Source organism: Stenotrophomonas sp. 112478_Sma (assembly GCF_056479905.1).
In genome coordinates this window covers 3,878,105-3,904,724 of the sequence record NZ_CM151072.1, presented here as the reverse complement: position 1 = coordinate 3,904,724, position 26,620 = coordinate 3,878,105, and the positions used below count along the sequence as shown (strand labels likewise).

General features: G+C 67.8%; 24 protein-coding genes. 15 read left to right on the top strand and 9 right to left on the bottom strand.

The window, feature by feature from the left end; translation table 11 throughout:
* Nucleotides 1-290 precede the first annotated feature (290 nt).
* Nucleotides 291-2,822: a glycoside hydrolase family 3 protein gene (locus tag ACZK08_RS17770; protein ID WP_065181548.1), complete on the top strand. Its 2,532-nt coding sequence runs from the start codon at nucleotides 291-293 to the stop codon at nucleotides 2,820-2,822.
* A gap of 78 nt (nucleotides 2,823-2,900) precedes the next feature.
* On the opposite strand, the gene rho is transcribed toward ACZK08_RS17770, so the two are convergent.
* Complete coding sequence (gene rho, locus ACZK08_RS17765; protein WP_065174406.1) at nucleotides 2,901-4,634, bottom strand: transcription termination factor Rho; 1,734 nt, start codon at nucleotides 4,632-4,634, stop codon at nucleotides 2,901-2,903.
* Between the two features lie 230 nt (nucleotides 4,635-4,864).
* Nucleotides 4,865-5,194, bottom strand: a complete 330-nt coding sequence (trxA, locus tag ACZK08_RS17760; protein WP_025878607.1) for a thioredoxin — start codon at nucleotides 5,192-5,194, stop codon at nucleotides 4,865-4,867.
* A 522-nt stretch (nucleotides 5,195-5,716) separates the two neighbouring features.
* On the opposite strand from trxA, the gene rhlB reads away from it, so the two are divergent.
* From rhlB to rpoH, 6 genes are all read left to right on the top strand, one after another.
* Nucleotides 5,717-7,444 (top strand): ATP-dependent RNA helicase RhlB, encoded by a 1,728-nt coding sequence (gene rhlB, locus ACZK08_RS17755; RefSeq protein ID WP_065181549.1) that lies wholly within the window; start codon nucleotides 5,717-5,719, stop codon nucleotides 7,442-7,444.
* 123 nt (nucleotides 7,445-7,567) lie between these two features.
* Complete coding sequence (gene ftsE / locus ACZK08_RS17750; protein ID WP_053515652.1) at nucleotides 7,568-8,254, top strand: cell division ATP-binding protein FtsE; 687 nt, start codon at nucleotides 7,568-7,570, stop codon at nucleotides 8,252-8,254.
* A gap of 3 nt (nucleotides 8,255-8,257) precedes the next feature.
* Complete coding sequence (ftsX, locus tag ACZK08_RS17745) at nucleotides 8,258-9,205, top strand: permease-like cell division protein FtsX (protein ID WP_053515654.1); 948 nt, start codon at nucleotides 8,258-8,260, stop codon at nucleotides 9,203-9,205.
* 7 nt (nucleotides 9,206-9,212) lie between these two features.
* Complete coding sequence (locus ACZK08_RS17740; protein WP_065181550.1) at nucleotides 9,213-10,055, top strand: response regulator; 843 nt, start codon at nucleotides 9,213-9,215, stop codon at nucleotides 10,053-10,055.
* A complete protein-coding gene (gene ung / locus ACZK08_RS17735; RefSeq protein ID WP_053515657.1) occupies nucleotides 10,052-10,765 on the top strand; it encodes a uracil-DNA glycosylase in 714 nt (237 codons plus the stop codon). The genes ACZK08_RS17740 and ung overlap by 4 nt, the downstream gene beginning before the upstream one ends.
* A 276-nt stretch (nucleotides 10,766-11,041) precedes the next feature.
* Entirely contained in the window at nucleotides 11,042-11,917 is an 876-nt protein-coding gene (rpoH, locus tag ACZK08_RS17730; RefSeq protein ID WP_053515659.1) for an RNA polymerase sigma factor RpoH, read from the top strand.
* An 81-nt stretch (nucleotides 11,918-11,998) separates the two neighbouring features.
* Here rpoH and purD read toward each other — a convergent pair whose 3' ends face one another.
* A complete protein-coding gene (purD, locus tag ACZK08_RS17725) occupies nucleotides 11,999-13,285 on the bottom strand; it encodes a phosphoribosylamine--glycine ligase (protein ID WP_065181551.1) in 1,287 nt (428 codons plus the stop codon).
* A 61-nt stretch (nucleotides 13,286-13,346) separates the two neighbouring features.
* Nucleotides 13,347-14,930, bottom strand: coding sequence for a bifunctional phosphoribosylaminoimidazolecarboxamide formyltransferase/IMP cyclohydrolase (gene purH / locus ACZK08_RS17720; RefSeq protein WP_065174411.1), 1,584 nt, complete (start codon nucleotides 14,928-14,930; stop codon nucleotides 13,347-13,349).
* 210 nt (nucleotides 14,931-15,140) lie between these two features.
* Between purH and ACZK08_RS17715 the strand changes: the two genes are divergently transcribed.
* The 6 genes from ACZK08_RS17715 to ACZK08_RS17690 are packed head-to-tail and all read left to right on the top strand — an operon-like array spanning nucleotide 15,141 to nucleotide 20,948.
* Nucleotides 15,141-15,758: a CDP-alcohol phosphatidyltransferase family protein gene (locus tag ACZK08_RS17715; RefSeq protein WP_065181553.1), complete on the top strand. Its 618-nt coding sequence runs from the start codon at nucleotides 15,141-15,143 to the stop codon at nucleotides 15,756-15,758.
* 24 nt (nucleotides 15,759-15,782) lie between these two features.
* Complete coding sequence (locus ACZK08_RS17710; RefSeq protein WP_065181554.1) at nucleotides 15,783-17,546, top strand: bifunctional alpha/beta hydrolase/class I SAM-dependent methyltransferase; 1,764 nt, start codon at nucleotides 15,783-15,785, stop codon at nucleotides 17,544-17,546.
* Nucleotides 17,546-18,880, top strand: coding sequence for a phosphatase PAP2/dual specificity phosphatase family protein (locus ACZK08_RS17705; RefSeq protein ID WP_065181555.1), 1,335 nt, complete (start codon nucleotides 17,546-17,548; stop codon nucleotides 18,878-18,880). Before ACZK08_RS17710 ends, ACZK08_RS17705 begins: the two co-directional genes overlap by 1 nt.
* The gene (locus ACZK08_RS17700) at nucleotides 18,877-19,314 is read left to right on the top strand and encodes a hypothetical protein (protein WP_065181556.1); all 438 of its coding nucleotides are present in this window, start codon (nucleotides 18,877-18,879) and stop codon (nucleotides 19,312-19,314) included. The genes ACZK08_RS17705 and ACZK08_RS17700 overlap by 4 nt, the downstream gene beginning before the upstream one ends.
* A gap of 12 nt (nucleotides 19,315-19,326) precedes the next feature.
* Entirely contained in the window at nucleotides 19,327-19,956 is a 630-nt protein-coding gene (locus ACZK08_RS17695; protein WP_065181557.1) for a lysophospholipid acyltransferase family protein, read from the top strand.
* The gene (locus ACZK08_RS17690; RefSeq protein ID WP_053515673.1) at nucleotides 19,953-20,948 is read left to right on the top strand and encodes a phosphatidate cytidylyltransferase; all 996 of its coding nucleotides are present in this window, start codon (nucleotides 19,953-19,955) and stop codon (nucleotides 20,946-20,948) included. Before ACZK08_RS17695 ends, ACZK08_RS17690 begins: the two co-directional genes overlap by 4 nt.
* 29 nt (nucleotides 20,949-20,977) lie before the next feature.
* Here ACZK08_RS17690 and fis read toward each other — a convergent pair whose 3' ends face one another.
* From fis to prmA, 3 genes are all read right to left on the bottom strand, one after another.
* A complete protein-coding gene (gene fis / locus ACZK08_RS17685) occupies nucleotides 20,978-21,253 on the bottom strand; it encodes a DNA-binding transcriptional regulator Fis (RefSeq protein ID WP_005419706.1) in 276 nt (91 codons plus the stop codon).
* 115 nt (nucleotides 21,254-21,368) lie between these two features.
* Complete coding sequence (locus tag ACZK08_RS17680) at nucleotides 21,369-22,121, bottom strand: DUF3426 domain-containing protein (RefSeq protein WP_053515674.1); 753 nt, start codon at nucleotides 22,119-22,121, stop codon at nucleotides 21,369-21,371.
* A gap of 42 nt (nucleotides 22,122-22,163) precedes the next feature.
* Nucleotides 22,164-23,084: a 50S ribosomal protein L11 methyltransferase gene (gene prmA / locus ACZK08_RS17675; protein WP_053515676.1), complete on the bottom strand. Its 921-nt coding sequence runs from the start codon at nucleotides 23,082-23,084 to the stop codon at nucleotides 22,164-22,166.
* Nucleotides 23,085-23,235: 151 nt separating this feature from the next.
* Here prmA and ACZK08_RS17670 point away from each other — a divergent pair, with 151 nt between their 5' ends.
* Nucleotides 23,236-24,210, top strand: coding sequence for a hypothetical protein (locus ACZK08_RS17670; protein WP_053515678.1), 975 nt, complete (start codon nucleotides 23,236-23,238; stop codon nucleotides 24,208-24,210).
* A complete protein-coding gene (locus tag ACZK08_RS17665; RefSeq protein WP_065174417.1) occupies nucleotides 24,207-24,581 on the top strand; it encodes a hypothetical protein in 375 nt (124 codons plus the stop codon). The genes ACZK08_RS17670 and ACZK08_RS17665 overlap by 4 nt, the downstream gene beginning before the upstream one ends.
* 132 nt (nucleotides 24,582-24,713) lie before the next feature.
* On the opposite strand, the gene accC is transcribed toward ACZK08_RS17665, so the two are convergent.
* A complete protein-coding gene (accC, locus tag ACZK08_RS17660; RefSeq protein ID WP_014648613.1) occupies nucleotides 24,714-26,081 on the bottom strand; it encodes an acetyl-CoA carboxylase biotin carboxylase subunit in 1,368 nt (455 codons plus the stop codon).
* 10 nt (nucleotides 26,082-26,091) lie between these two features.
* Complete coding sequence (gene accB, locus ACZK08_RS17655; RefSeq protein WP_053515682.1) at nucleotides 26,092-26,571, bottom strand: acetyl-CoA carboxylase biotin carboxyl carrier protein; 480 nt, start codon at nucleotides 26,569-26,571, stop codon at nucleotides 26,092-26,094.
* Nucleotides 26,572-26,620 lie beyond the last annotated feature (49 nt).

The window sequence follows — 26,620 nt, the reverse complement described above, 5'->3', positions numbered from 1 at the left end:
TACCTGCGATGTCGGTGTTGCCGGAGCAGGCGGATGGTGCCACGACGCGAGGGGGACTGGCACGTCCTGAATTCTTGTCGCGTCGCAACACCCACCGCCGCGGGCCGTGTGCTGCGTCGGCCGCAAAGCCCGCCGTTACGCGATTGCCGCCACAGGATGTGCGATCGCTCATTGACACGATGCAGGCAGGCTTATATGACAGCGCTGTCAGGACGGGCGTCCGATCGCCCATGCCGACGTGCCGCTGCAGTCCCGCACGCCAGGAACGTCACCCACGGAGGTAGTACCCAGTGAAGCGCCCCACCCAGACCCTTCTTGCCGGCTGTCTGCTGGCCGCCCTGGCCGCATCGGCGGGTGCCGCGCCGTCCACGGGCGAACGCCTGCAGGACTGGCCGCGCGTCCACAGCGTGATCGCTGCTGATGCGGATATCGAAAGGCGCGTGCAGGAGATCCTTGCGCAGATGACGCTGGCGCAGAAGATCGGGCAGATGACCCAGGCCGAGATCAAGACCATCACGCCGGACGAGGTGCGCCGCTACTACATCGGCTCGGTCCTCAATGGCGGTGGCTCCTGGCCGGGCATGGACAAGCACGCCAGCGTGCAGGACTGGCTGCAGCTGGCCGATGCCTACCACGCTGCATCGCTGGCAACCGATGCGAAGACGCCGGTGCCGGTCATCTGGGGCACCGATGCGGTGCACGGCCACAACAACGTGCTGGGTGCGACCCTGTTCCCGCACAACATCGGCCTGGGCGCGGCCGGCGATGCCGAACTGATCGAACGCATCGGCGAGGCGACCGCGCGCTCGGTGCGCGCCACCGGCATCGGCTGGGTGTTCGCACCCACCCTGGCCGTGGCCCATGACCCTCGCTGGGGCCGCACCTATGAGAGCTATTCGTCCGACCCGGCGGTGATCCGCAGCTACGCCCACGCCTACGTGAAGGGAGCACAGGGCACCTTCAAGGACGACGGTAACGTGGTCACCACCGCCAAGCACTACCTGGGCGATGGTGCCACCGACAACGGCCGCGACCAGGGTGAGGCGCTGGTCGACAAGAACACCATGATCAACGTCCACGCGCAGGGCTACTATGGTGCGCTTGCCGAGGGTGCGCAGACGGTGATGGCCTCGTTTAACAGCTGGAACGACCGCGCCGCAGGCGTGGACTACGGCAAGATGCACGGCAGCAAGGCGCTGCTGACCGATGCGTTGAAGGACAAGATGGGTTTTGATGGCTTCGTCGTCTCCGACTGGAACGGCATCGCGCAGGTGCCGGGCTGCCGCAACGACAGCTGTGCGCAGGCCATCAATGCCGGCATCGACATGGTGATGGTGCCCGACGACTGGAAAGCGTTCATCGCCAACACCACCGCGCAGGTCAAGAGCGGTGAGATTCCGCTGGCGCGCATCGACGATGCGGTCACCCGCATCCTGCGGGTGAAGCTGCGCGCGGGCCTGTTCGACCACAAGCCGTCCGACAGCCGCTACGCCGGCGATGCCAGTGCCGTGCAGCACCGTGACCTGGCCCGGCGTGCCGTGCGCGAATCGCTGGTGCTGCTGAAGAATGAAGGCGAGGCACTCCCGCTGCGCCGCGATGCGCGGGTGCTGGTGGTCGGCAAGAGCGCCGACAGCATCGGCGACCAGTCCGGTGGCTGGTCGCTGACCTGGCAGGGCACCGAGAACAGGAATTCCGATTTTCCCAACGCCGATTCCGTGCTGGGCGCGCTGCGCGCCGAACTGGGTGCGGACAAGGTCAGCTTCAGCGCCGATGGCCAAGGCGTCGATCCGAAGGCTTTCGATGTGGTGCTGGCGGTGATCGGTGAGACGCCCTATGCGGAAACCAACGGCGATATTCTCGCTTCGGATACCGTCAGCCACAGCCGGGCCTACCCGCAGGACCTGGCCGCGCTGAAGGCCGCAGCTGCAACCGGCAAGCCGGTGGTGACCGTCTACCTGTCCGGTCGCCCGATGTATGTCAACGACCTGCTCAATCTGTCCAGCGCCTTCGTCGCCGCCTGGCTGCCGGGCACCGAAGGCAAGGGCGTGACGGATGTGCTGGTGGCGGGCAAGGGCGGCAAGCCGGCACACGACTTCCGTGGACGCCTCAGCTTCCCGTGGCCGGGCGTTCCGTGCCCGGCACCGATCGACCAGCCCGACGCGAAGAAGCCGGCGCTGTTCGCGCTTGGCTATGGCCTCAGCTACGCCAAGGGCGGCAAGGTCGCCAGGCTCGAGGAAGCTGACCCGGACAGCTGCGGCGAAGTCACCGTGCTGCCGATCTTCAACCGCGCCGACACGCCGCCATTCGCCCTGCACGTTGCCGCCGCGGGAGCGACCCAACCGCTTGGCAATGATCTGAACGCTACGCTGCGCTGGCCCACCGCCAAGCCGGTGGTGCAGGTGCGCACCGTGCAGGTGAACACCCAGCAGGACGCCAAGGAGGTGACCTGGCGGGCCCCGGCGCAGCTGATCGCACGCAGCACCTCGCGCCGCAATCTCGGCGCACTGGCGCGCAGCAACGGCGCGCTGCAGTTCGACGTGCAGCTGGTGAAGCGCCCGGCATCGCCGGTGAAGGTGACCATGGAGTGTGGCAGCGGCTGTGAGGGCGGGGTGGACATCGCCCCGCAGCTGGTCGCGCTGGCGCCCGGGCAGAAGCAGACGGTGACCGTGCCATTGGCCTGCTTTGCAAAGCGCGGCGTGGACCTGGGCGCGGTGGAAGCCCCGTTCGTGGTCAGCGCCGACGCGCCGTTCGCCGCGGCATTCACCCAGGTCAGGTTGACGGCCAACACGGCCACCGCCGAGGGCGCGGTGGCCTGCCCGTAACCGAAGGCAGCGCCGGGCCATGCCCGGCGAATGCGCCGTTCCCGAGCAAAAAAAGCCCCGCAGTGCGGGGCTTTCTTCTTATCGCTTCATGGAACCGAAGAACTCGTCGTTGGACTTGGTGTTCTTCATCTTGTCGAGCAGGAATTCCATCGCGGCCATTTCATCCATCGGATGCAGCAGCTTGCGCAGGATCCAGATCTTCTGCAGCAGTTCCGGCTCGATCAGCAGGTCTTCGCGGCGGGTGCCGGAGCGGTTGATGTCGATGGCCGGGAACACGCGCTTCTCGGCGATGCGGCGGCTCAGGTGCACTTCGCTGTTGCCGGTGCCCTTGAACTCTTCGTAGATCACCTCGTCCATCTTCGAGCCGGTGTCGACCAGTGCGGTGGCGATGATGGTCAGGCTGCCGCCTTCTTCAACGTTGCGCGCGGCACCGAAGAAGCGCTTCGGGCGGTGCAGGGCGTTGGCGTCCACACCACCGGTCAGCACCTTGCCCGAGCTCGGCACGACGTTGTTGTAGGCGCGTGCCAGGCGGGTGATCGAGTCCAGCAGGATCACCACGTCCTTCTTGTGCTCGACCAGGCGCTTGGCCCGTTCGATCACCATTTCGGCAACCTGCACGTGGCGTGCGGCCGGCTCGTCGAAGGTCGAGCTGATGACCTCGCCGCGCACGGTGCGCTGCATTTCGGTCACTTCTTCCGGGCGCTCGTCGATCAGCAGCACGATCAGGTGCACGTCCGGATGATTGGTGGTGATCGCGGTGGCGACCTGCTGCATCATCATCGTCTTGCCCGCTTTCGGCTGGGAGACGATCAGCGAGCGCTGGCCCTTGCCCTGCGGGGCCATCAGGTCGAGGATGCGGCCGGTGATGTCTTCCGACGAACCGTTGCCGCGCTCCAGGGTGAAGCGGCGACGCGGGAACAGCGGGGTCAGGTTCTCGAACAGCACCTTGTTCTTCGACGCTTCCAGCGGCTCACCGTTGATGGTGTCCACGATCGACAGCGCGAAGTAGCGCTCGCCGTCCTTGGGGAAGCGGATGCGGCCGGACAGGTGGTCGCCGGTACGCAGGTTGAAACGGCGGATCTGGCTGGGCGAAATGTAGGTGTCGTCCGGGCCGGCCAGGTAGCTGGCTTCGGCCGCGCGCAGGAAGCCGAAGCCGTCCGGCAGGATCTCCAGCACGCCATCGGCGGCAACGCCGTCGCCGTGGCGGGTCAGCACCTTCAGCAGGGCGAAGATCACATCCTGCTTGCGGGCACGCGCCACGCCTTCGGAGATCTGCAGCTGTTCGGCGATTTCCAGCAGCTTCTGTGCCGGCATGCGCTTGAGATCGCTCAGCGAATAGACCGGGAAGCCTTCCGGCACCGTCGGCTGCACGCGCGGCACGAAGGCCTGCTGCTCGCCGCCCTCGTTGGGCATGCCGTCATCGCGGAAGCGGTTGTTGCGGTCGCGGTCGCGGCGGTTGCGGAAACGGTCACGGCGGTTGCCCTGGCCCTGGCCCTGCTGGCCATTCTGGTTGTGCGGATGCTGGCCGCCACCCTGAGGGTTCTGCTGCCGCGGCTGGCCGGATTCGCGACCCTCACCGCCTTCACCGCCGCCACTGCTGGCAGGGGCCTCGGCGGCGGGCGCGCTCGGCGCGGGAGCGGCTGCGGCCGGCGCCGGTGCTTCGGGCGCGGCGGCCAGCGGCAGGGTCGGCTGCGCGGGGGGCGCGCTGGTTTCGGCGGCGGCCGGTGCGGCAGCCTTGGTCACACGGGCCTTGCGCACGCGCTTTTCGGCGGGCGCTTCTGCGCTGCCGGTTTCGGGAGTGTTATCGGACAAGAGCGTTATTCCTCGCTTGAAGGTGCGAGCGCCCGGCTGGGGCGGCGAACGTTGGGGATGGGTCTGGAAGAAACTGCGTCCAGAAGGTGCGGCACGCGAACGCGGCCGGATGTGCCGACACTATCATCGGCCCGCGGCGCCGTGCAAGGGTCGCCGGGAACAGCATTCATGCAGGCGCGGTCCGCGCCTGCCGGCAGCCGCACCGGGCGGCTGCCGGAGTCGTTACAGGATCAGGCCAGGGCCTTGTCCAGCAGGCCGGCCAGCTGGGCCTTGCCCACCGCGCCGATCTGCTCGCCGACCTTCTCGCCGTCCTTGAACACGACCAGGTACGGGATCGAACGCACGTGGTACTTGGCGGCCAGCGCACGATTGTTGTCGACGTTGACCTTGGCGATCTTGGCGCGGCCCTGGTAGGCATCGGCCAGCTCGTCCAGCGCGGGGGCGATCATCTTGCACGGGCCACACCACTCGGCCCAGAAATCGACCAGCACCGGTTCCTTGGAATTCAGCACGGCGCTATCAAAGTCGGCATCGCCGACGTGTACAACCTTGTCGCTCATCTTGGTTTCTCGTCTTGGATTGCACCCGGCCAGGCCGGAGGTGGGTGAACTGGGCCTTGCCCGGTGGCGCGACCCTCGTCGTTGCCTCGCGGCGTCCTGCCGCGGTGCGTTCGGCGGGATGCCTGGACGCTCACGGCCGGCAGTGTACCCCTATCGCGGGGCATGGACAGTGGCCGGCTGGAACCCAGCGTATCGTGATCGCTTCGAAGCGCGGTATGTGTCGGATTTCACTGTCTTCCTGAAGTGGGGCCGGCAGCCGCGGACTCCAGCGCCCCCGGCAGGGCTGTTCAAGCGCGGTGTGGCTGGGTGAAGAGGCGTCCCGCACGGGCCTGTCTCGCGGTTGTGTGAGACGGTTCATTCCGGTTTGGCCGCCGGAGTGCGTTAAACTGGGGCATTGAGCGGCGCGCGGACCCGGTGGTCCCCGGTCCGCCGACCCGCCGCAGGGGCCGCAGTTTGCGACGGTGCCCCCAGACGATGCAGTGCCGCCCGCCCGCTGGCCGGTGGCCATACCAAGACGGACTCATGAGCGACAAACCGCTGACCGATTTGACCTTTTCCTCCTTTGAGCTGCATCCGGCCCTGCAGGCCGGCCTTGAAGGAGCCGGATTCACCCGCTGCACCCCGATCCAGGCGCTGACACTGCCGGTCGCGCTGGCCGGTGGTGATGTCGCCGGCCAGGCCCAGACCGGCACCGGCAAGACGCTGGCGTTCCTGGTTGCCGTGGTCAACCGCCTGCTGAGCCGCCCGGCGCTGGCCGACCGCAAGGCGGAAGACCCGCGCGCGCTGATCCTGGCGCCCACCCGCGAGCTGGCGATCCAGATCCACAAGGACGCCGTGAAGTTCGGTTCCGACCTGGGCCTGCGTTTCGCCCTCGTCTACGGTGGTGTGGATTACGACAAGCAGCGCGAGATCCTGCAGCAGGGCGTGGATGTGATCATCGCCACCCCCGGCCGCCTGATCGATTACGTCAAGCAGCACAAGGTGGTTTCGCTGCACGCCTGCGAGATCTGCGTGCTGGACGAAGCCGACCGCATGTTCGACCTGGGCTTCATCAAGGACATCCGTTTCCTGCTGCGCCGCATGCCCGAGCGCACCACCCGGCAGACCCTGCTGTTCAGCGCCACCCTCAGCCATCGCGTGCTGGAGCTGGCCTACGAGCACATGAACGAGCCGCAGAAGCTGGTGGTCGAAGCTGAAACAGTGACCGCCGCGCGCGTGCGCCAGAAGATCTACTTCCCGGCCGACGACGAGAAGATCCCGTTGCTGCTGGGCCTGCTCTCGCGCAGCGAGGGCGCCCGCACCATGGTCTTCGTCAACACCAAGGTCTTCGTCGAGCGCGTGGCGCGTTCGCTGGAAAAGGCCGGGTACCGAGTCGGCGTCCTGTCCGGCGACGTGCCGCAGAAGAAGCGCGAGAGCCTGCTCAACCGCTTCCAGAAGGGCCAGCTGGAAATCCTGGTCGCCACCGACGTGGCTGCCCGCGGCCTGCATATCGACGGCATCAAGTACGTCTACAACTACGACCTGCCGTTCGACGCCGAAGACTATGTGCACCGCATCGGCCGTACCGCACGCCTGGGCGAAGAGGGTGACGCGATCAGCTTCGCCTGCGAGCGTTATGCGATGAGCCTGCCGGACATCGAGGCCTACATCGAACAGAAGATTCCGTCCGAGCCGGTCACCAAGGAACTGATGACCGCACTGCCGCGTCCGGAACGCCCGGCCACGGTCGCTGGCGAGGACGGTGACGAGAACGAGAGCGTCGGCCAGATCTTCCGCGAGGCGCGCGAAGCCCGCGCCGCCGAGGAAGAGCGTCGTGGCGGTGGCCGCAGCGGTGGTCGCTCCGGCGCCGGCCGTGGCGAGCGCCGCGAGGGCGAGCGCAGCGGCGAACGCCGCTCGCGTGGTCCGCGCAAGCCGCGGGTGGAAGGCGAGCAGGGCGCGACCGCGCCGGTGGAAGGTGCCGGGTCCGGCACCCCGGCCCAGGCCCCGCGCCCGCCGCGTCCGCCGCGTGCCGAAGGTGCTCCGGAGCTCGCGGCGGACGGCGAGCGCAAGCCGCGCAAGCGCCGTCGTCGTCGCCATGGCCGTCCGGTCGAGGGTGGCGAGGCGATGGTCGCCAACGGCAGCGCCGGCAACGGTGCCTCGCCGGTGACGCCGGTTCACGTGGTGGCCAAGCCGGTGCGCAGCACCGACGCCGCCGACTCGTTCCTGACCCGCATCGGCCGCAAGATCCGCCGGATGCTGTCGGGCGGCTGATCGGCGCGCCCGGTCAGCGGTAGCGCCGGGCCATGCCCGGCGCGCGCAGCGGCAGATCAACGATTCCACCCGGGCGCGTCCCGGCGCTATCGATACTTCGCGCCGGTCCTGCATAATCGGGGCATGAGTGTCCTGCGCTTCGACAATGTCAGCAAACAGTACGCCGGTGGCCACGAAGCACTGATCGACGTCAGCTTCGAGGTCGCGCCGGGCGAAATGCTGTTCGTCACCGGCCATTCCGGGGCGGGCAAGAGCACCCTGCTCAAGTTGATTCACCTCGACGAGCGGCCCAGCCGCGGCGCGGTGGTCTTCGACGAGCGCAACCTGCTGAAGGTGCGCGGCGGCGACGTCCCGCGCCATCGGCGCGCGGTCGGTGCGGTGTACCAGGACCATCGCCTGCTGATGGACCGGACCATCGCCGAGAACGTGGCACTGCCGCTGATCCTGCGCGGTACGCGCCGTGGCGACATCGGCAAGCGCGTGCGTTCCGTGCTGGAGCGGATGGGCCTGGGCCATCGCGAGAAGGCGCTGCCATCGCAGCTGTCGGCCGGCGAACAGCAGCGCGTGGGCATCGCCCGCGCCATCGTGGGTGAACCCAAGCTGCTGGTTGCCGACGAGCCGACTGGCAACCTGGACCCGACCCTGGCGGCGGAGATCATGGCCCTGTTTGCCGAGCTGCCCGCGCGCGGCACCAGCGTACTGGTGGTCAGCCACGACCTTCCCCTGCTGCGTCGCATGCGCAAGCGTGTGCTGATTCTCGACCACGGCCGGCTGGTGGACGACATCTCGCCGCAGGATCTGGCGGAGTAACGCATGGCGAAGAACGAAAACAGCGAAGCCGCCGCACCCTCGCGTCTCGGCGTGTGGTTCCAGCACCACGTGCACAGCGTGGTGTTCAGCCTGGGCCGCGCCTGCCGCAAGCCGTGGGCGACCCTGCTGACGGTGATGGTCATGGCGCTGGCGCTGGCACTGCCACTGGGCCTGTCGATCGCGCTGGACAACCTCAAGCATTTCGCCGGCAGCGTGCAGCAGTCGCGCGACATCAATGTCTTCCTCAAGGGCACGGTGGATGGCCCCGGTGCGTTGCGCCTGGCCGGCCAGCTGCGCGACCGCGATGACGTCGGCGAGGTGACCGTGCGCACGCCCGAGCAAGGGCTGCAGGAGCTGCGCGACGCCGGCCTTGGCGAGGCGATCGACGCGCTGAACGACAATCCGCTGCCGTCTCTGCTGGTCATCACCCCGGGGCAGGGCAAGGACGATGCGCGTCTGGCGCGTGCGCTGGAAAGCCTGCCCGAGGCCGATCTGGTGCAGCACGATGCGCTGTGGCGCCAGCGTCTGGATGCGTGGCTGGCGTTCGGCGCGCGGCTGGTACAGGTGCTTTCGGTGCTGCTCGGCGTCGGCGCTGCGCTGGTGGTCGGCAACACCGTACGCCTCGACATCCAGGCACGGCGCGAGGAAATCGGCGTGCTGCAGCTGCTCGGCGCCAGCGATGGCTTCATCCGCCGGCCCTTCCTGTATCTGGGCGCCTGGTACGGGCTGGGCGCCGGCGCGGTGGCGCTGGCCCTGATCGGTGTTGCCGGCGCCGCCCTGCGCGCGCCGCTGGCTGACCTGTCACGCAGCTACGGCAGCCCGTTCGTGCTGCACGGCCTGGACCTGCTGCATGGCAGCCTGGTCCTGCTGGGCACGCTGCTGCTGGGGTGGCTGGGCGCGTGGCTGGTCACCGGCCACTTCCTCCGCCAGACCCGCCCGACCGACACCTGAGACCGGCATGCAACCGCAAGCGCTGAAGCACCTTGAAGGGCCCGCTACGCGGGTGATGGTGGTCGACGGTTCCAAACTGGTGCGCAAGCTGATCGCCGACGTGCTGCAGCGTGATCTGCCGGGCGTGGAGGTGATCGGCTGCGACAGCATCGAGGATGCCCAGCACGCGCTGGCCCAGGGGCCGGTGGACCTGGTCACCACCTCGCTGACCCTGCGTGACGGCGACGGCCTGGCGCTGGCGCGGACGGTCCGCGAAGCTGCCGGCCAGGCGTACGTGCCGGTGATCGTGGTCTCCGGCGATGCGCAGCAGCATCTGGAGCAGCGGCGCTTCACCGAGTACGTCACCGACTATTTCGACAAGGCGCTGGGCCATGAGGCGCTGGCGACCTTCATCCGTGGCTATGTGCAGCCGCAGACCATTCCCGGGGCGACCATCCTCTACATCGAGGACAGCCGGGTGGTGGCGGAGGCGACCAAGCGCATGCTCGAACGCCAGCAGCTCAACGTGCTGCACGTGGTCAGTGCCGAAGAGGCCTTCACCCTGCTCACGGCCGAATCGCTGGGCCGCAGCCGCCACCGCATCGACCTGGTGTTGACCGACGTCACCCTGAAGGGCGAATTGAGCGGACGCGACGTGGTGCAGCGCGTGCGCGTGGATTTCGGCTACGGCAAACGCCGACTGCCGGTGCTGGTGATGACCGGCGACGGCAATCCACACAACCAGACCGGGTTGCTGCAGGCCGGTGCCAATGATCTGGTGCTGAAGCCGATCGAGGAGCGCCTGCTGGTGACCAAGGTGCTGTTCCAGCTGCGCCTGGCCCGCTTGAACGATGGACCCCTGTTGCGATGACCGATGACGTAGTGGACACCCCGACGATCCAGCTGGAACCGAGCTGGAAGCAGCAGGTCGGCGATTACCTGTTGCAGCCGCAGATGCGCGAACTCTCCACCTTCCTGCGCCAGCGCAAGGCGGCCGGCGCGGCGGTGTTCCCGCCGGGGCCGCAGATCTTCGCGGCGTTCGACGCCACGCCGTTCGAACAGGTGAAAGTGGTGATCCTGGGCCAGGACCCGTACCACGGGCGCGGCCAGGCGCATGGACTGAGCTTCTCGGTGCCCGCCGGCGTTCCGGTGCCGCCATCGCTGCTGAACATCTACAAGGAGATCGAGGGCGACCTCGGCATCCCCCGTCCCGATCACGGCTGCCTGGTGCCGTGGGCGCAGCGCGGCGTGCTGCTGCTCAATGCCGTGCTGACGGTGGAGGAGGGCAGGGCCGGCGCCCACCAGGGCCGCGGCTGGGAAGGCTTCACCGACCACGTGGTGGATGTGCTCAACCGCGAACGCGAAGGCCTGGTGTTCATGCTCTGGGGGGCCTACGCGCAGCAGAAGGGCAAGGTCATCGATACCCGGCGCCATCGTGTGCTGAAAGCCCCGCATCCCTCGCCGCTGTCGGCCCATCGTGGCTTCCTCGGCTGCCGGCATTTCTCGATGGCCAACGATTACCTGCAGCGTCGCGGGCAGGCGCCGATCGACTGGTCGCTGCCGCCGCGCGCGGCGCTTTGACCTCCGCAGGCGGCCGGGCCTGAACACCGGGCAACGTTTCCTGGCCTGAATGGGCCTCCGGAACGGCCCGTTCAGCTCCGCTTGACCGGAATCGGCCGGTTCTCAGCAGGTAATTGGTTGAATTCCAAGGGATTGTGAATCCCGAAAAGCGCGCTCGCCACTGTCATCAAATCGCGCTACGGTAGGGCTCTGTTTGGGACCAGTGTTGCATCAATAGGATGCTGGAACTTTTTCTCCTTTAGCAGTCCAAATCCCGGACTGCTAAGATGGGTGCCTATGAGCCAGAACACCTCTACTGCCCTTGTGGCAAACAATCTCCCGATTCCCAGTGCGCTCGGTTCGCTGGACGCCTACATCGGTGCCGTGCACCAGATCCCGGTGCTGTCGGTCGATGACGAACAGGACCTGGCCCGTCGCTTCCGCGACGGCAACGATCTGGACGCTGCCCGTGAGCTGGTGCATTCGCACCTGCGCTTTGTGGTGCACGTGGCCCGCGGCTACAACGGCTATGGCCTCGCCCTGGGCGACCTGATCCAGGAAGGCAACATCGGCCTGATGAAGGCGGTCAAGCGCTTCGACCCGGACATGGGCGTGCGCCTGGTCTCCTTCGCCGTGCACTGGATCCGTGCCGAGATGCACGAGTTCATCCTGAAGAACTGGCGCATCGTCAAGGTCGCCACCACCAAGGCGCAGCGCAAGCTGTTCTTCAACCTGCGCAAGTCGAAGACGCGCCTGGGCTGGATGAACGCCGCCGAAGTCAGCGCGGTGGCCAAGGATCTGAACGTGTCCGAGCGCGAGGTCATGGAAATGGAGTCGCGCCTGTCCGGTCGCGATATCGGTTTCGATGCGCCCAGCGACGAGGATGACGATCATGCGCCGCCGTCGCCGGCCGCATACTTGGTGGCCAACGATGAAGATCCGTCGATGGCCTACGAGCGTGCCGACAGCGAGGACAACCAGCTGCAGCTGCTGCGCGAAGGCATGGCCGAACTGGATGCGCGTTCGCGTGACATCATCCGCCGCCGTTGGCTGGATGCGGACAGCAAGGTGACGCTGCAGGAACTGGCAGACGAGTACGGTGTGTCGGCCGAACGCATCCGCCAGGTCGAGGCGAATGCCCTGAAGAAGATGAAGGCGCTGTTCACCGCGTGATGTGACATCACAGGTATCCAACAGAAAACCCGGCATTGCCGGGTTTTTTGTTGGGCCTGCCAAGCAGCAGTCCGCTGCCTTTTACGCGTGCTCACGCGCGATCGCGCGCCAGCCGATGTCGTTGCGGTGGAATTCGTTGGCCCAGCTGACCTTGGCCACACCGGCGTAGGCATTGGCCTGCGCATCACGCACGCTGTCACCCAGCGCCGCCACGCACAGCACGCGGCCGCCGGCACTGACCACCCTGCCCTGCGCGTCCAGTGCAGTACCCGCATGGAAGACCTTGGCGCTGGCCGGCACCTCATCCAGGCCGGAAATCACTTCGCCCGTGACCGGCGATTCCGGGTAAGGTTTCGCGGCCAGCACCACACCCAGCGATGGGCGCGCATCCCACTGTGCCTGCACCTGGTCCAGGCGGCCATCAATGGCGGCTTCCACCAGCTCGACCAGATCCGACTGCAGGCGCAGCATCACCGGCTGGGTTTCCGGGTCACCGAAGCGCACGTTGAACTCGATCACCTTCGGTGCGCCGCTGGCATCGATCATCAGGCCGGCGTAAAGGAAGCCGGTGAACGGAATGCCGTCGGCGATCATGCCCTGCACGGTCGGGTTCACCACCTCGCGCATCACCCGCGCGTGCACCTCCGGCGTGACCACCGGGGCCGGTGAGTACGCGCCCATGCCGCCGGTGTTCGGCCCGGTATCACCGTCGCCGACTCGCTTGTGATCCTGCGAGGTGGCCATCGGCAGCGCATGCACGCCATCGACCATCGAAATGAAGCTGGCTTCCTCGCCGTCGAGGAATTCCTCGATCACCACGCGTGCGCCGGCGTCACCGAATGCGTTGCCGGAGAGCATGTCGCGCACCGCATCCTCGGCCTCGGCCAGGGTCATTGCAACGATCACCCCCTTGCCGGCGGCCAGGCCATCGGCCTTCACCACGATCGGCGCACCCTTCTCGCGGATGTAGGCCAGTGCCGCCTCCACGTCGGTGTGCACGGCGTAGAACGCGGTCGGGATGTTGTGCCGGGCCAGGAAGTCCTTGGCGTAGGCTTTGCTGCCTTCCAGCTGGGCAGCGGCGGCGGTTGGCCCGAAGATGCGCAGGCCGGCGGCACGGAACCGATCGACGACGCCTGCCACCAGCGGCACTTCCGGGCCGACCACGGTGAGTTCAACACCTTCGGCCTGGGCCAGGGCCAGCAGGCCATCGATGTCGGTGACCTTCACCGCCACGTTGCGGCACTTGTCTTCGGTGGCGGTGCCGGCGTTGCCGGGTGCCACGAGTACCTCATCGACGCGGGAGGACTGGGCCAGCTTCCATGCCAGGGCGTGTTCGCGGCCGCCGGAGCCGATGACGAGGATCTTCATGGGACAGGGTTCTCGTAAGCAGAAAAGAAAAGCCGGGCAGGGCCCGGCTTGGTGATGCGGATCAGTGGCGGAAGTGGCGCACGCCGGTGAACACCATGGCCAGGCCATGCTCGTCGGCGGCGGCGATCACCTCGGCGTCGCGCATCGAGCCGCCCGGCTGGATGACCGCCTTGATGCCGGCGGCGGCGGCGGCATCGATGCCGTCGCGGAACGGGAAGAACGCATCGGAAGCCATCACCGAGCCTTCAACCACCAGGTTCGCGTCGGCCGCCTTGATGCCGGCGATGCGCGCCGAATACACGCGGCTCATCTGGCCGGCACCCACGCCGATGGTGCGGTTGTCCTTGGCATAGACGATCGCGTTGGACTTCACGAACTTGGCCACCTTCCAGGCGAACAGCAGGTCGGTGAACTGCTTGTCGGTCGGCGCCAGCCTGCTGACCACCTTCAGCTCGTCACGGGTCATGCCGCGGTTGTCCGAGGACTGCAGCAGCAGGCCCGAGCCGACACGCTTGCTGTCGAAGTTGTTCAGGCCGTCGCCATGCGGAATGCGCAGCACGCGCACGTTGGCCTTCTTCTGCGCGTATTCCAGCGCCGCCGGCTCGTAGTCCGGGGCGATCAGCACTTCCACGAACTGACGGTCCAGGATGACCTGCGCGGTGGCAGCGTCCAGCGGCTTGTTGAAGGCGATGATGCCGCCGAAGGCACTGGTCGGGTCGGTGGCGTAGGCCAGCTCGTAGGCATCGCCGTTGCCGGCACCCACCGCCACGCCGCACGGGTTGGCGTGCTTGACGATGACACAGGCCGGCGCATCGAACTGGCGCACGCATTCCCAGGCGGCATCGGCATCGGCCAGGTTGTTGTAGCTCAGTTCCTTGCCCTGCAGCTGCTGGAAGGTGGCCAGGGTGCCCGGCACCGGGTACAGGTCGCGGTAGAACGCGCCGCTCTGGTGGGGGTTCTCGCCGTAGCGCAGGTCCATCACCTTGACGAAGGTGGAGTTCATCTGCGCCGGGTACTCGGCACGCACCGGCACGGCGGCGTCGGTGGCGGTGACCGCCGACAGGTAGTTGCTGATCGCCGCATCGTACTGGGCGACGCGGTTGAACGCGGCGACCGAGAAGGCGAAGCGGGTGGCCGCCGGCAGCTGGCCATCATGGGTGTCCAGGGCGCCCAGCAGCTCGGCGTACTGTGACGGGTCGGTGGCCACGGCCACGCGGGCGAAGTTCTTGGCCGCCGAGCGCAGCATGGCCGGGCCGCCGATGTCGATGTTCTCCACCGCGTCGGCCAGGGTGCAGTCGGCCTTGGCGGTGACCGATTCGAACGGGTACAGGTTCAGTACCAGCAGGTCGATGGCGCCGATGCCGTGTTCGGCCATCACGGCGTCATCCAGGCCCGAGCGGCCCAGCAGGCCGCCGTGCACCATCGGGTGCAGGGTCTTGACCCGCCCGTCCATCATTTCCGGGAAACCGGTGACCTCGGCGACGTCCTTCACGGCCAGGCCCGCATCACGGATCGCCTTGGCGGTGCCGCCGGTGGACAGCAGCTCGACGCCGCGGGCGGCCAGAGCGGTGGCCAGCTCGACCAGGCCGGTCTTGTCGGAAACGGAGAGGAGGGCCCGACGGACGGGCAACAGATCAGCAGTCATGGGACAGGGCAATCGGCAGCGGAGCGGGGCCGATATTGTAGGCGGTGGGGGCCGACGGCGGGCGGCGGCGGCAAAATTGACCGGCCCCAACGGCCCTGCGGCCGCCTTCGGTATGCCCTGGCCGGCGCCGCGCCGCGGACATTTCGACGGAGGTGCGCTCCCAATCGGGTAGGCTGTGCCGGAACTGCCAGGGAGCTGCGGGTTCGGATCGTGTCGATCTATGCATTGAAAGGACGTTTCCAGGACCTGCTGCGTCCGGCCGTAGGCGGCCTGCATCGCGCGGGGATCACCGCCAATGTGGTGACCGTGGCCGCTGCCGTGGTCTCGCTGCTGGTCGCCGTCGTGGTCTGGTGCTGTGCGCCACAGCAGCCGCTGCTGTATCTGGCCCTGCCGCTGTGGATGCTGCTGCGCATGGCCCTCAATGCCGTGGACGGCATGCTGGCCCGCGAGTTCGGCCAGCAGTCGCGGCTGGGCGCCTATCTGAACGAGCTGTGCGATGTGGTGGCCGATGCGGCGCTGTACCTGAGTCTGCTCAGCGTGCCGGGCGTTCGCCCGGAAGCGCTGTGGTTGCTGGCCTGGGGCGCAGCACTGAGCGAGTACGCCGGCGTGCTGGGCCTGATGGTCGGTGCCAGCCGCCGCTATGACGGCCCGATGGGCAAGAGCGACCGTGCCTTCGTCATCGGCCTGCTGGGCCTGCTGCTGGCGTTCGGTTGGGCCGGTGCCTTGACGGTCGGCGGCGTGGCCGCAGCGATGGCGCTGCTGTGCGGGGTAACGGCGGTCAACCGCGTCCGGCGGGGACTGAAGGAAGCGGCCACAGCGCAGCGATAAGTCAACAGCCCACCAGGAGAAGGCATGCGTCAGGTGCAGGAACGGGAATTCCACAGCTTCGACCAAGTACCGCTGTTCTACCGGCACTGGCCGGTTGCGGCCGCAGGCACACCACCGGGGCGCACGGTCCGGGCCATCGTGCTGCTGCATCGTGGCCACGAGCATTCAGGGCGGGTCGCCCACCTGGTCGACGAGCTGGACCTGCCGGAGATCGCCTTCTTCGCCTGGGACGCGCGCGGCAACGGCCGCTCGCCGGGCGAGCGTGGCGACGCACCGGGCTTCCCTGCGCTGGTGCGCGACCTGGACAGCTTCATCGCCCACATCGGCAGCGAGCACGGCATCGCGGTCGAGGACATCGTCGTGGTCGCGCAGAGCGTGGGCGCGGTCATCGCTGCGACCTGGGTACACGACTATGCCCCCCGCCTGCGCGCGCTGGTGCTGGCGTCACCGGCATTCAAGGTGAAGCTGTATGTGCCGTTCGCACGTCCAGGCCTGGCCCTGATGCAGAAGCTGCGCGGCAATTTCTTCGTCAGCAGCTACGTCAAGCCGCAGTGGCTGACGCATGATCCGGCACGGGTGGAGAGTTACCGCACCGATCCACTGATCACCCGGCCGATCTCGGTACGCGTGCTGCTGGGCCTGTATGAAGCCGCCGACCGCATCGTGGCCGACGCGCAGGCGATCAGCGTGCCGGTGCAACTGCTGGTGTCCGGCTCCGACTTCGTGGTGCACCGTGGTCCGCAGGACCGCTTCTATGAGCGCCTGTCCAGTCCGATCAAGGAGCGCGTGTACCTGCCGGGTTTCTTCCACGACACGCTGGGCGAGCGCGATCGTGCACCGGCACTGGCGCGCATCCGCGACTTCATCCAGGCGCGTTTCGCCGAACCGCTGCGCACGCTGTCGCGGCGCGACGCCCATCGGCATGGGCCGACGTTCGAGGAGTCGGAGATCCTGGCCTGGCCTCCGGAACGCAACAGCCTGGCCGACCTGCGCTGGCGCGGGGTGCGTGCGGGCCTGCGCCTGGGCGGCACCCTGTCCGAAGGCATCGCGCTGGGCCTGCAGACCGGTTTCGACTCCGGCAGCACGCTGGACTACATCTACCGCGACGAAGCGCGCGGCAAGGGGCCGCTGGGGCGGATGATCGACCGCAACTACCTCGATGCGATCGGCTGGCGCGGCATCCGCGTGCGTGGCCAGCACCTGCAGGAACTGCTGCGTGATGCGGCCATGCGCCTGCGCGGTCAGGATCTGCCGGTGCAGGTGCTGGACGTGGCCGCCGGCCATGGCCGGTATGTGCTGGAAGCTCTGGGCCAGGGCGAACAGCGCGCCGACCGCATCGTGCTGCGTGATTTCAGCCCGCTCAATGTGACCCAGGGCCAGGCCTTGATCGAACGGCTGGGAGCCGCCGACATCGCCCGCTTCGAGCAGGGCGACGCGTTCGATCCGGCGTCGTTGGCGACGGCGGAACCCGCGCCGACGCTGGCTGTGGTCTCAGGGCTGTACGAGCTGTTCCCCGACAACGACGCCGTGCTGCGTTCGCTGCAGGGTATTGCCGCGGTGGTGACGGAGGGGGGCTACCTGGCCTATACCGGCCAGCCCTGGCACCCGCAGCTGGAATTCATCGCCCGTGCACTCACCAGCCACCGCGGAGGCGCTGCCTGGGTCATGCGACGGCGCACCCAGCAGGAGATGGACGAGCTGGTGCGGCTGTCGGGCTTTGAGAAGGTGACCCAGCGCATCGATGCGTTCGGCATCTTCACCGTATCGCTGGCACGTCGGGTCGCCTGATGGCCATCACCGCAACGCCGATCGTTGCCGATGCACCGCGTCCGTGGCGCCGCGCGCTGCTGTGGCTGGCGGTGCTGGGCCCGTTCTTCTTTGCCAGTTATGGCTTTGCCAACTGGATGGCCGGCCGCCACGACGTGGTTCCGGTTGTCGTGTTCGACTGGGAGACGCGCATTCCGTTCGTGCCCTGGACGATCGTGCCGTACTGGTCGATCGACCTGTTCTACGCGGTGTCGTTCTTCCTGTGCCGGCAGCGCCTGGAGCTGGACCGCCATGCGCTGCGGCTGCTCAGTGCACAGGTGATCGCAGTGACCTGCTTTCTGCTGTGGCCGTTGCGCTTCAGCTTCGAGCGGCCGGAGACGGGCGGTGCCTATGGCTGGTTGTTCGAAGTGCTGCTGGGGTTCGACAAGCCTTTCAACCAGGCGCCGTCATTGCACATCGTGCTGCTGATCGTGCTGTGGGTGAAGTTCGCCCACTACCTGCAGGGCGCCTGGCGGCGGGTGCTGCATGCGTGGGCATTGCTGATCGGCATTTCGGTGCTGACCACGTTCCAGCATCACTTCATCGACATTCCCACCGGCCTGCTGGTGGGCTGGCTGTGCGTGTGGCTGTGGCCGGACCAGGGAACACCGCCGTTGCGTGCCTGGCAGTCCGCGGAGGATCCCGCGCGGTGGCGGCTGGCGCTGCTCTACCTTCTGGGTGCCGCCGTGCTGCTGGTGCCGGCGCTGGCGCTGCGAGGCACTGCGCTGTGGCTGCTGTGGCCGGCGATCTCGCTGCTGCTGGTGGCGCTGGCGTACGCCGGACTGGGCACGGCCATGTTCCAGAAGCGCGACGACGGGCGCCTGACCATGGCCGCGCGCTGGCTGCTCGCGCCTTACCTGGGCGCCGCCTGGATCAATTCGCGGCTATGGACATGGCGGGCACCGCAGCCCTCGGCGGTGGCCGATGGCGTGTGGTTGGGACGGATTCCACGGGCGGCCTTGGCGTCGCCACTGCACGGCGTGGTCGATACCTGCGCAGAGCTGTCGTGCCGGGAGCCAGGTGCTGCGTATGCCAGCGTTCCGATGCTGGACATGGTGGTGCCCTCGCCGGCTCAGCTGCGCGAGGCCGCTGCCGCCATCGAACGCCTGCGCATGCAGGGGCCAGTACTGGTGTGCTGTGCCCTGGGCTATTCGCGCAGTGCGGCCAGCGTAGCGACCTGGCTGCTGTGCAGCGGCCGGGCACGGGACGCAGCCGAGGCGGTGGCACGGATACGTGCCGCGCGGCCCTCCATCGTTCTGCATGACGACCACCTGCGCGCCATCCAGGCCGCCATCACCTCGGAGAGCCCCGCATGAGCCTCGCTGTCGACCTGCCGATGATGCGCCTGCTGCTGCGCCAGGGCCGGCTGCCCGCTGCGCTGTCACTGGGACTGCTGCTGGTGGCGTTGCTGCTGCTGGGCATCGAGCCGGGACTGGCGATGTTCGCGGCCGGCCTGTTGCTGCTGAGCGTGGCGGCGGGGATGGTGCAGGCGTACTACGCGGTGCGCGTACAGCTGGACGCCAGCCTCCTGCAGCTGCTGTTGCAGGAGAATCTGCACGGTGAGGCGGCGGCCGAACGGGTGGACGCGGCCCTGCATGTCGCCGGCCTGCGCCGCCGCGACGCACAGGCGCCTACGCGCGGATGGGATGTGCGCTGGGCGGGCATGCGGGGCCTGCTGCTGCGCCAGTACGCGGCAGCGCTGCTGCAGTTCGCCACGCTGCTGCTGGCCGTGCTGTGGCCGCAGACCTGAGGGGAGACATCGATGTTTGCTGAACTGATCGCCCGCGCCTGCAGTGGCGCCATCCATGTGCTCACCGGCGCGCGGGCGCTATGGGTCGGATGCGCGCCCTCCAGCGAGCGCCGTGTCTACTACGGCAACCACGCCAGCCACGGGGATTTCGTGCTGATCTGGTCGTCGATGCCGCCGGCACTGCGGCGGCAGGTGCGTCCGGTGGCGGCCGCCGAATACTGGCAGCGCGACGCCCTGCGGCGCTACCTGATCGATGCGGTGTTCAACGGCGTGCTGGTCGAGCGCGAAGCGGCGCGCCGCCAGCAGGATCCGCTGCAGGCGCTGCGTGAGGCGGTGGATGCGGAGTGCTCGCTGATCCTGTTCCCGGAAGGCACGCGCAACGTCGGCGATGAGCCGCTGCTGCCGTTCAAGAGTGGCATCTACCATCTTGCGCGGCAGCGTCCGGAACTGGAATTCGTCCCGGTGTGGATCGACAACCTGAAGCGGGTGATGCCCAAGGGACGGTTCCTGCCATTGCCGTTGCTGTGCACGGCCACCTTCGGTACTCCGCTGCGGCTGCAGGCCGATGAGGACAAGACGGCGTTTCTCCAGCGCAGCCGCCAGGCGCTGCTGGATCTGGCGCCGGACGGAGGACGCGCATGAGCGGGTTGATCGCCGTATCGGGTGACCTCGCCGCGCGCAGCGTGGGCCAGCAGACCGGGCTGCTGTTCGCCGGGGTCGGCGCGGTGCTGGTGCTGGCGACGCTGGTGGCCGAGACCCTGCGCTGGCGGCAGCGTGGACGGCCCAGCGCGGTCATCGCCAATCTGGTCTCGCGCATCCGCGCCTGGTGGGTGATGGCGATCGTGGTCGGCCTGGCGCTGCTGTTCGGCCGGGCCGGGGTGATCGTGCTGTTCGCGATCATCTCGCTGTTTGCCCTGCGCGAGTTCATCACCCTGGCACCTACCCGGTCAGGTGACTACTACGCGCTCCTGGCGGCGTTCTACATCGTACTGCCCTGGCAGTACTACCTGGTGTGGATCGACTGGTATGGCATGTACACGCTGCTGATTCCGGTCTATGCGTTCCTGTTCCTGCCGATCCTGGCGACGATCGGCGGTGACACCACGCATTACCTGGAGCGCACGGCCAAGGTGCAGTGGGGGCTGATGATCTGCGTGTTCTGCATTTCGCACGTGCCCCTGCTGCTGAACCTGCGTGTGCCCGGGCATGAGCCCGCGCGCAACGTGCTGCTGCTGGCGTTCCTGGTGATCGTGGTGCAGTCCTCGGACGTGCTGCAGTACATCTGGGGCAAGCTGCTGGGCAGGCGCCTGATCGCGCCCAGGCTGTCGCCGTCGAAGACAGTGGAGGGCTTCATCGGTGGCGTGCTGAGTGCCAGCGTGGTGGGCGCTGCGCTGTGGTGGATCACGCCGTTCACGCCGCTGCAGGCGTTCGGCCTGTCGCTGTTGATCAACCTGATGGGGTTCTGGGGTGGCCTGGTGATGTCGGCGATCAAGCGCGACCGTGGCATCAAGGACTGGGGCCACATGATCGAGGGCCATGGCGGCATGCTCGACCGGCTGGATTCGGTGTGCTTCGCCGCACCGGTGTTCTTCCACGTGGTGCGGTATTACTGGAAGGCGGGCGGCGGCGGGTGACCCCGCTTCCACGACGTCGCCATCCGCGCTCAGGCGCTGATGCCGTATTCCTTCAGCTTCTTGCGCAGCGTGGCACGGTGGATGCCCAGCATCGCCGCGGCCCGGCTCTGGTTGCCTTCGCAGTGGTTGAGCACTTCCACGAACAGCGGAATCTCCATCTCGCGCAGCACGATCTCGTAGACGTCGTCTGCATCGCAGCCATCAAGGTCGCGCAGGTACCGGCGCACGGACTGGGCGACGTGTTCGCGCAGCGGTGGCCGGGGAGCGCCACGACTGTTGTCAGGACGAGAAAGGACAGCGTTCAAGGGGGTTCCCGATCTGGTTGGCCCGTGCACGCGGAGCGCGCGGCCGGATGAGGTGGTGGCGGTCAGTCTAGCGCGAGCGTGCCCGACCTGTCATGGCTGGTCGCCTTCGTCCCGATCACAGGAACTCGAAGGTGAATGCGACAGTGGACGCCGCAGGCTCCTGCACGCGGAACGCGATGTGTGCGCTCTGACCCGGTTCCAGCACGGCGGTACCCGGGTTCTCGCCGAGGTACTGCGTGGGGCTGAAAACGTCACTGCCGATGACCCGTCCGTCCGCATCGGACAGCGAAAGCCGCAGGTCGGGCCAGGCCTGTGGCCATCGCGCGTCATTGCGGATGCTGGCCTGCACCTGCAGTACGCCGGCCTGACCAGGCAGCGGGCGGATGTCGCGACTGGTCATGGTGAAGGCGGTGGGTTCGTGCCAGGCGGGCAGGCTGCAGCGCAGCACGCTGCACAGCGCCACCAGCCATGTGCGGTGGCCGGCATCGGCGGCCAGCCGCGCGCGGTCGGCGAGCACGCTCTGCAGGATCAGCAGCGCCGCCAGCCCCGCCACCAGCAGCCAGTGCCAGCGCGGCGCCGGGCGCGAGCGTGAAGGTGCACGGGCGAGGAAACCGGGTGCGTCATGGTTCGATGGTGATGCCACCGCCGCGGCATGCGGGGGCACATCATCGGTGTGCTGCGGAACGGGTTGCGCAGTGATCACCGCCGCTGCCGGCGCATGTTCGATCTCCGCCGCAGTGGGTTCGGGCGCCGGACCGGCCTGTGCAGGCATATCGACGTGCGCCTCGACGGCAGGTGCCGTTCCGCCTTCCGGCGCGGGGCGCAGGAAGGTGGCCAGTGGACGTCGTGCGGGGGTCGGCTCGGACATGCTCACGGTGCGGGTTCGGGTCGAGCGCTCATTCAAACACGATCAGGCGCGGCGCACGCCGGTGATGCGCATCCAGTCGCCATCGCGGGTCGCCTGCAGGTCGTCGAACCAGGCACTGTAACGCTGCAGCAGTTCGTGCTCCTGTCCATGCAGGATGCCCGACAGTGCGATGCGGCCACCGCCGGCCACGCGCGCGGCCAGCAGCTCGGCCAGCGCATCGAGGGCCGAGGCGAGGATGTTGGCGACCACGATGGGATAGGTTGCCACCGGCTCGTCCTGTGGCAGATAGACCTGCATGCGGCCCTGCTCGCCATTGCGCTCGGCATTGTCGGCGGTCGCGACCAGGGCCTGCGGATCATTGTCCACGCCGATCGCCTCGGCGGCGCCCAGCTTCAGCGCAGCCAAGGCGAGGATGCCCGAGCCGCACCCGAAATCGAGCACGCGCTGGCCCTGCAGCTGGCCGTCCACGGCCAGCTGGTCCAGCCAGCGCAGGCACAGCGCGGTGGTGGGATGAGTACCGGAGCCGAAGGCCAGGCCCGGGTCCAGCCGGACGACGGCCGCGTCGGCGGCCTGCGCCGCCTCCGGCAGCTCATGGTTCCACGGCACGATCCAGGTGCGGCTGCCGAAGTCCATCGGCTGGAACTGGTCCAGCCAGGCACGCTCCCAGTCCTCGTCCTCGACGGCGCGGAAGCTGCCACCGCTCCAGTCCAGTTCCGGGTCGAACGCTTCCAGCGCCGCCAGCAGCAACAGCGCGTTGCTGTCAGCCGGGAACAGCGCCGTCAGCACCAGGCTGTCCCACAGCGGCGTCTCGCCCACGCCCGGTTCCAGGATCGCCTGCTCGTTGCTGGTGTCGGCCTCGGCATCGAGCAGGGTCACGGCCAACGCCCCGACGTCCTCCAGCGCATTCTCATAGCGGGGCTGGGTGGCTTCGGTGCAACGCAGGGTCAGTTCCAGGAACGGCATGGGATCGGGGGCAATCGCGGGAAAGGGGGCCATGCTAGACCATCGGGGCGTCTCCGTATGCTCTGAGATGAACGCCCCCCGTTCAGACAGGCCTGCCGGGCCTTGCTAAACTGCGCGCTTTCCTGTGCGCCCCCGACGCTTTCCGTTGCCGATGGCCCTCGCTCCGACCCTGAAAACCTGGTTGCTCGTGCTGCCGGCGGTGGCCGTGCTGGGCGTGGCCGGGTATCGGGCCAGCGGGCACGTGGGCTCGGTATCGTCTCCGGTCGCGGCCTCCGGGCTGCCGACGGCCCAGGTGGCGGGCAACGAGGATGGGACGACGATGCCGGTCATGCCCGAGGCGCTGGCGCGGCGTCTGGCGGCCTTCGAGCGGGGCGGCGCACTGCCGTCCGGCCTGCCGCTGGACATCCGGGCCGACATCGAGGGCGCCACCGATCTGTTCGCCTATGCGCAGCGGTTGCGTGCGCAGGCCGACGGTGGCAACCACGAAGCGCGCTGGATGCTCAGCCGGGTGTATGACTACTGCGCGCAGTACGCGGTCGATCCCGGGGGGTATCGCCTGGACAACAACGTGCTGGCGGGGCTGGGCCTGAGTGCCGCACCGGCCATGGTCGATGCGCGCGAGCGCGTGGCCCAGCGCTGCGGCGGGTTCGTGCCCGGCGACAAACTGGGCGCGGCGCTGGTGCTGGCGGAGCGTCGCAAGGCGGCCGCGCAGGGCAATCTGGCGGCCGAAGCCGCGCTGTTCGCTGAAGGTGAGCCGCTGCATGACAGCGCGGACTACCGCCGTGGCCTGGTCGAGCGCGTGCGCCTGTCGCGCGATCCGGAGGCATTCATGGCCCTCGCTCCGGGAATGGGCGTGCGCGCCGCCGGTGACAGTGCACTGGACGGGCTGGTGGCCGGCGAGCAGCTCAGCGAAATGGCGTGGCGGCTTGCGGCCTGCGAACTCGGTCTACCGTGTGGGGCCGACAGCGTGCTGGTCAACAGTTTTTGTGCGAATGGAGGGATCTGTTCGCAGGATGAGACGCAGGATTTCCGGGATTTCGTGTATGACGCTGCGGTTTCGCGGCAAGGTGCTGGGAAGATGAACGAATGGATCAAGCGATTGATTGGAAGGGGGAGCAGGCCATGAACTACCGTCGATTCCTTCACGGAGCCAAGTTCTGGTTCTGGGTGGCACTGTTCGTGGCGTATTCGGCCGGCGCGGTGGGCCTGTTGATGATCGATACCTACGAGGATCGCTACCGGCATCTGTCGAAGGTGGAGCTGACCACGGTGAAGGCACAGGAAGACCTGCGCCGCGCCGGCGCCAGCCAGGTCGCTGCGGTCTATCGCGCGCAGAGCGGCGTGCCGTTCGCATCGCTGCCGGCGGGCAGCACCTTCCAGGTGGTCTGGCCCGATGGCTCGACCGAGACCATGGTGATCGTCGATCCGACCTCGCCCAATGGTGTGCGCCCGCTGCCGAACTCGCAGATTCCGGCAACCGCGGCCGACAGGCACTGACACCGATCCTGCAGCGCCGGGCCCTCACGCGCGGCAGCTTTTCCCGGTACGCCGGGCGCGGGGGAAGGCGCTGCAGAAAGCAGAAAAGGGCGGGGATATCCCCGCCCTTTTCGTGTCCGGCACCTGTGCCGATCAGGTCAGCGCGATCGGCTTGTTCTTGCGCTCGGCCAGACGCTTTTCCAGGTAGTGGATGTTCTGGCCACCGGCCTGGAAGCCCTTGTCGCGCATGATCCGCTGCTGCAGGGCGATGTTGGTCTTGATACCGTCGACCACCATTTCGCTCAGCGCCACCCGCATGCGGGCGATCGCGGTTTCGCGGTCCGGGCCGTGCACGATCAGCTTGCCGATCATCGAGTCATAGTTCGATGGCACGCGGTATCCACTGTAGATGTGGGTGTCCACGCGCACGCCGGGGCCGCCCGGCGGATGGAAGCCGGTGATGGTGCCCGGGCTCGGCACGAAGGTTTCAGCATCCTCGGCGTTGATGCGGCACTCGATGGCATGGCCGGTGAGCACCACGTCGCTCTGCTTGATCGACAGCTTCTGGCCGGCGGCGATCTTCAGCTGCTCGGCCACCAGGTCGATGCCGGTGACCATTTCGGTGACCGGATGTTCCACCTGGATGCGGGTGTTCATTTCGATGAAGTAGAAGCGGCCGTCCTCGTACAGGAACTCGAACGTGCCGGCGCCGCGGTAGCCGATGCGGATGCAGGCCTCCACGCAGACCTTGCCGATCTGCTCGCGCTGCTCGGCGGTGATGCCCGGTGCGGGTGCTTCCTCGACCACCTTCTGGTGACGGCGCTGCATCGAGCAGTCGCGCTCGCCGAGGTGGATGGCATTGCCCTGGCCGTCGGCCAGCACCTGGATCTCCACGTGGCGCGGGTTCTCCAGGAACTTCTCCATGTAGACCTCGCCATTGCCGAACGCCGCCTTCGCTTCGCTCTTGGTGGTTTCGATCGAGGTCTTCAACGAGGCTTCGGCGTGCACCACGCGCATGCCGCGACCGCCGCCGCCGCCCGCTGCCTTGATGATGACCGGGTAGCCGATCTCACGGGCGATCTTGGTGTTGGCGACGATGTCCTCGCCCAGCGGGCCGCCCGAGCCGGGCACGCACGGCACACCGGCGGCCTTCATGGCGCGGATGGCTTCGACCTTGTCACCCATCATGCGGATGGTGTCGGCCTTGGGGCCGATGAAGATGAAGCCGGATTCCTCCACGCGCTCGGCGAAATCGGCGTTCTCCGACAGGAAGCCGTAGCCCGGATGGATGGCCTGGGCATCGGTGACTTCCGCCGCGGCGATCAGGGCGGGGATGTTGAGGTAGCTCTGCGGCGACGGCGCCGGGCCGATGCAGACCGACTCGTCGGCCATGGCCACATGCTTGAGGTTGCGGTCGACCGTGGAGTGCACGGCCACCGTGCGGATGCCCAGGGTGTGGCACGCGCGCAGGATGCGCAGCGCGATCTCCCCTCGGTTGGCGATGACGACTTTGTCGAGCATGGCGTGCCCCTCAGCCGATCACGAACAGCGGCTGGTCGAACTCCACCGGCTGGCCGTTCTCGCCGAGGATGGCGACGATGGTGCCGGACGCGTCGGCTTCGATCGGGTTGAACATCTTCATCGCTTCGATGATGGCCAGGGTTTCGCCTTCCTTGACCTGCTGGCCCACGGTGACGAAGGCCGGCTTGTCCGGAGCGGACGAGGCATAGAAGGTGCCGACCATCGGCGAACGCAGCACGTGGCCTTCCGGCAGCGCCGGGCCCGGCTTGGCGGTGCCGCCGGTGGAGGCTTCGGTCGGCGACTGCATCGGCATTGCCTGCGGCGCCGGCGCGGCAGGGGCGGCATACACCGGAGCGGCGACCGGGGCGGCATAGCCGGCGACCGGCGCGCGCGACAGGCGCACGGACTCTTCGCCTTCCTTGATTTCGATTTCGGCCAGGTTCGACTCTTCCAGCAGGTCGATCAGCTTCTTGATTTTGCGCAGATCCATGAGGGCCTCTTGGGTTTCTATCTAGGTGAGGAGAGCGCCGTGGGCGCCC

Coding starts and splice junctions, on each gene's coding strand:
- trxA (WP_025878607.1), bottom strand. CDS start 5,194: ATGAGCGACAAGGTTGTACACGTCGGCGATGCCGACTTTGATAGCGCC.
- rhlB (WP_065181549.1), top strand. CDS start 5,717: ATGAGCGACAAACCGCTGACCGATTTGACCTTTTCCTCCTTTGAGCTG.
- ftsE (WP_053515652.1), top strand. CDS start 7,568: ATGAGTGTCCTGCGCTTCGACAATGTCAGCAAACAGTACGCCGGTGGC.
- ftsX (WP_053515654.1), top strand. CDS start 8,258: ATGGCGAAGAACGAAAACAGCGAAGCCGCCGCACCCTCGCGTCTCGGC.
- ACZK08_RS17740 (WP_065181550.1), top strand. CDS start 9,213: ATGCAACCGCAAGCGCTGAAGCACCTTGAAGGGCCCGCTACGCGGGTG.
- ung (WP_053515657.1), top strand. CDS start 10,052: ATGACCGATGACGTAGTGGACACCCCGACGATCCAGCTGGAACCGAGC.
- rpoH (WP_053515659.1), top strand. CDS start 11,042: ATGAGCCAGAACACCTCTACTGCCCTTGTGGCAAACAATCTCCCGATT.
- purD (WP_065181551.1), bottom strand. CDS start 13,285: ATGAAGATCCTCGTCATCGGCTCCGGCGGCCGCGAACACGCCCTGGCA.
- purH (WP_065174411.1), bottom strand. CDS start 14,930: ATGACTGCTGATCTGTTGCCCGTCCGTCGGGCCCTCCTCTCCGTTTCC.
- ACZK08_RS17710 (WP_065181554.1), top strand. CDS start 15,783: ATGCGTCAGGTGCAGGAACGGGAATTCCACAGCTTCGACCAAGTACCG.
- ACZK08_RS17705 (WP_065181555.1), top strand. CDS start 17,546: ATGGCCATCACCGCAACGCCGATCGTTGCCGATGCACCGCGTCCGTGG.
- ACZK08_RS17700 (WP_065181556.1), top strand. CDS start 18,877: ATGAGCCTCGCTGTCGACCTGCCGATGATGCGCCTGCTGCTGCGCCAG.
- ACZK08_RS17695 (WP_065181557.1), top strand. CDS start 19,327: ATGTTTGCTGAACTGATCGCCCGCGCCTGCAGTGGCGCCATCCATGTG.
- ACZK08_RS17690 (WP_053515673.1), top strand. CDS start 19,953: ATGAGCGGGTTGATCGCCGTATCGGGTGACCTCGCCGCGCGCAGCGTG.
- ACZK08_RS17680 (WP_053515674.1), bottom strand. CDS start 22,121: ATGTCCGAGCCGACCCCCGCACGACGTCCACTGGCCACCTTCCTGCGC.
- prmA (WP_053515676.1), bottom strand. CDS start 23,084: ATGCCGTTCCTGGAACTGACCCTGCGTTGCACCGAAGCCACCCAGCCC.
- ACZK08_RS17670 (WP_053515678.1), top strand. CDS start 23,236: ATGGCCCTCGCTCCGACCCTGAAAACCTGGTTGCTCGTGCTGCCGGCG.
- ACZK08_RS17665 (WP_065174417.1), top strand. CDS start 24,207: ATGAACTACCGTCGATTCCTTCACGGAGCCAAGTTCTGGTTCTGGGTG.
- accC (WP_014648613.1), bottom strand. CDS start 26,081: ATGCTCGACAAAGTCGTCATCGCCAACCGAGGGGAGATCGCGCTGCGC.
- accB (WP_053515682.1), bottom strand. CDS start 26,571: ATGGATCTGCGCAAAATCAAGAAGCTGATCGACCTGCTGGAAGAGTCG.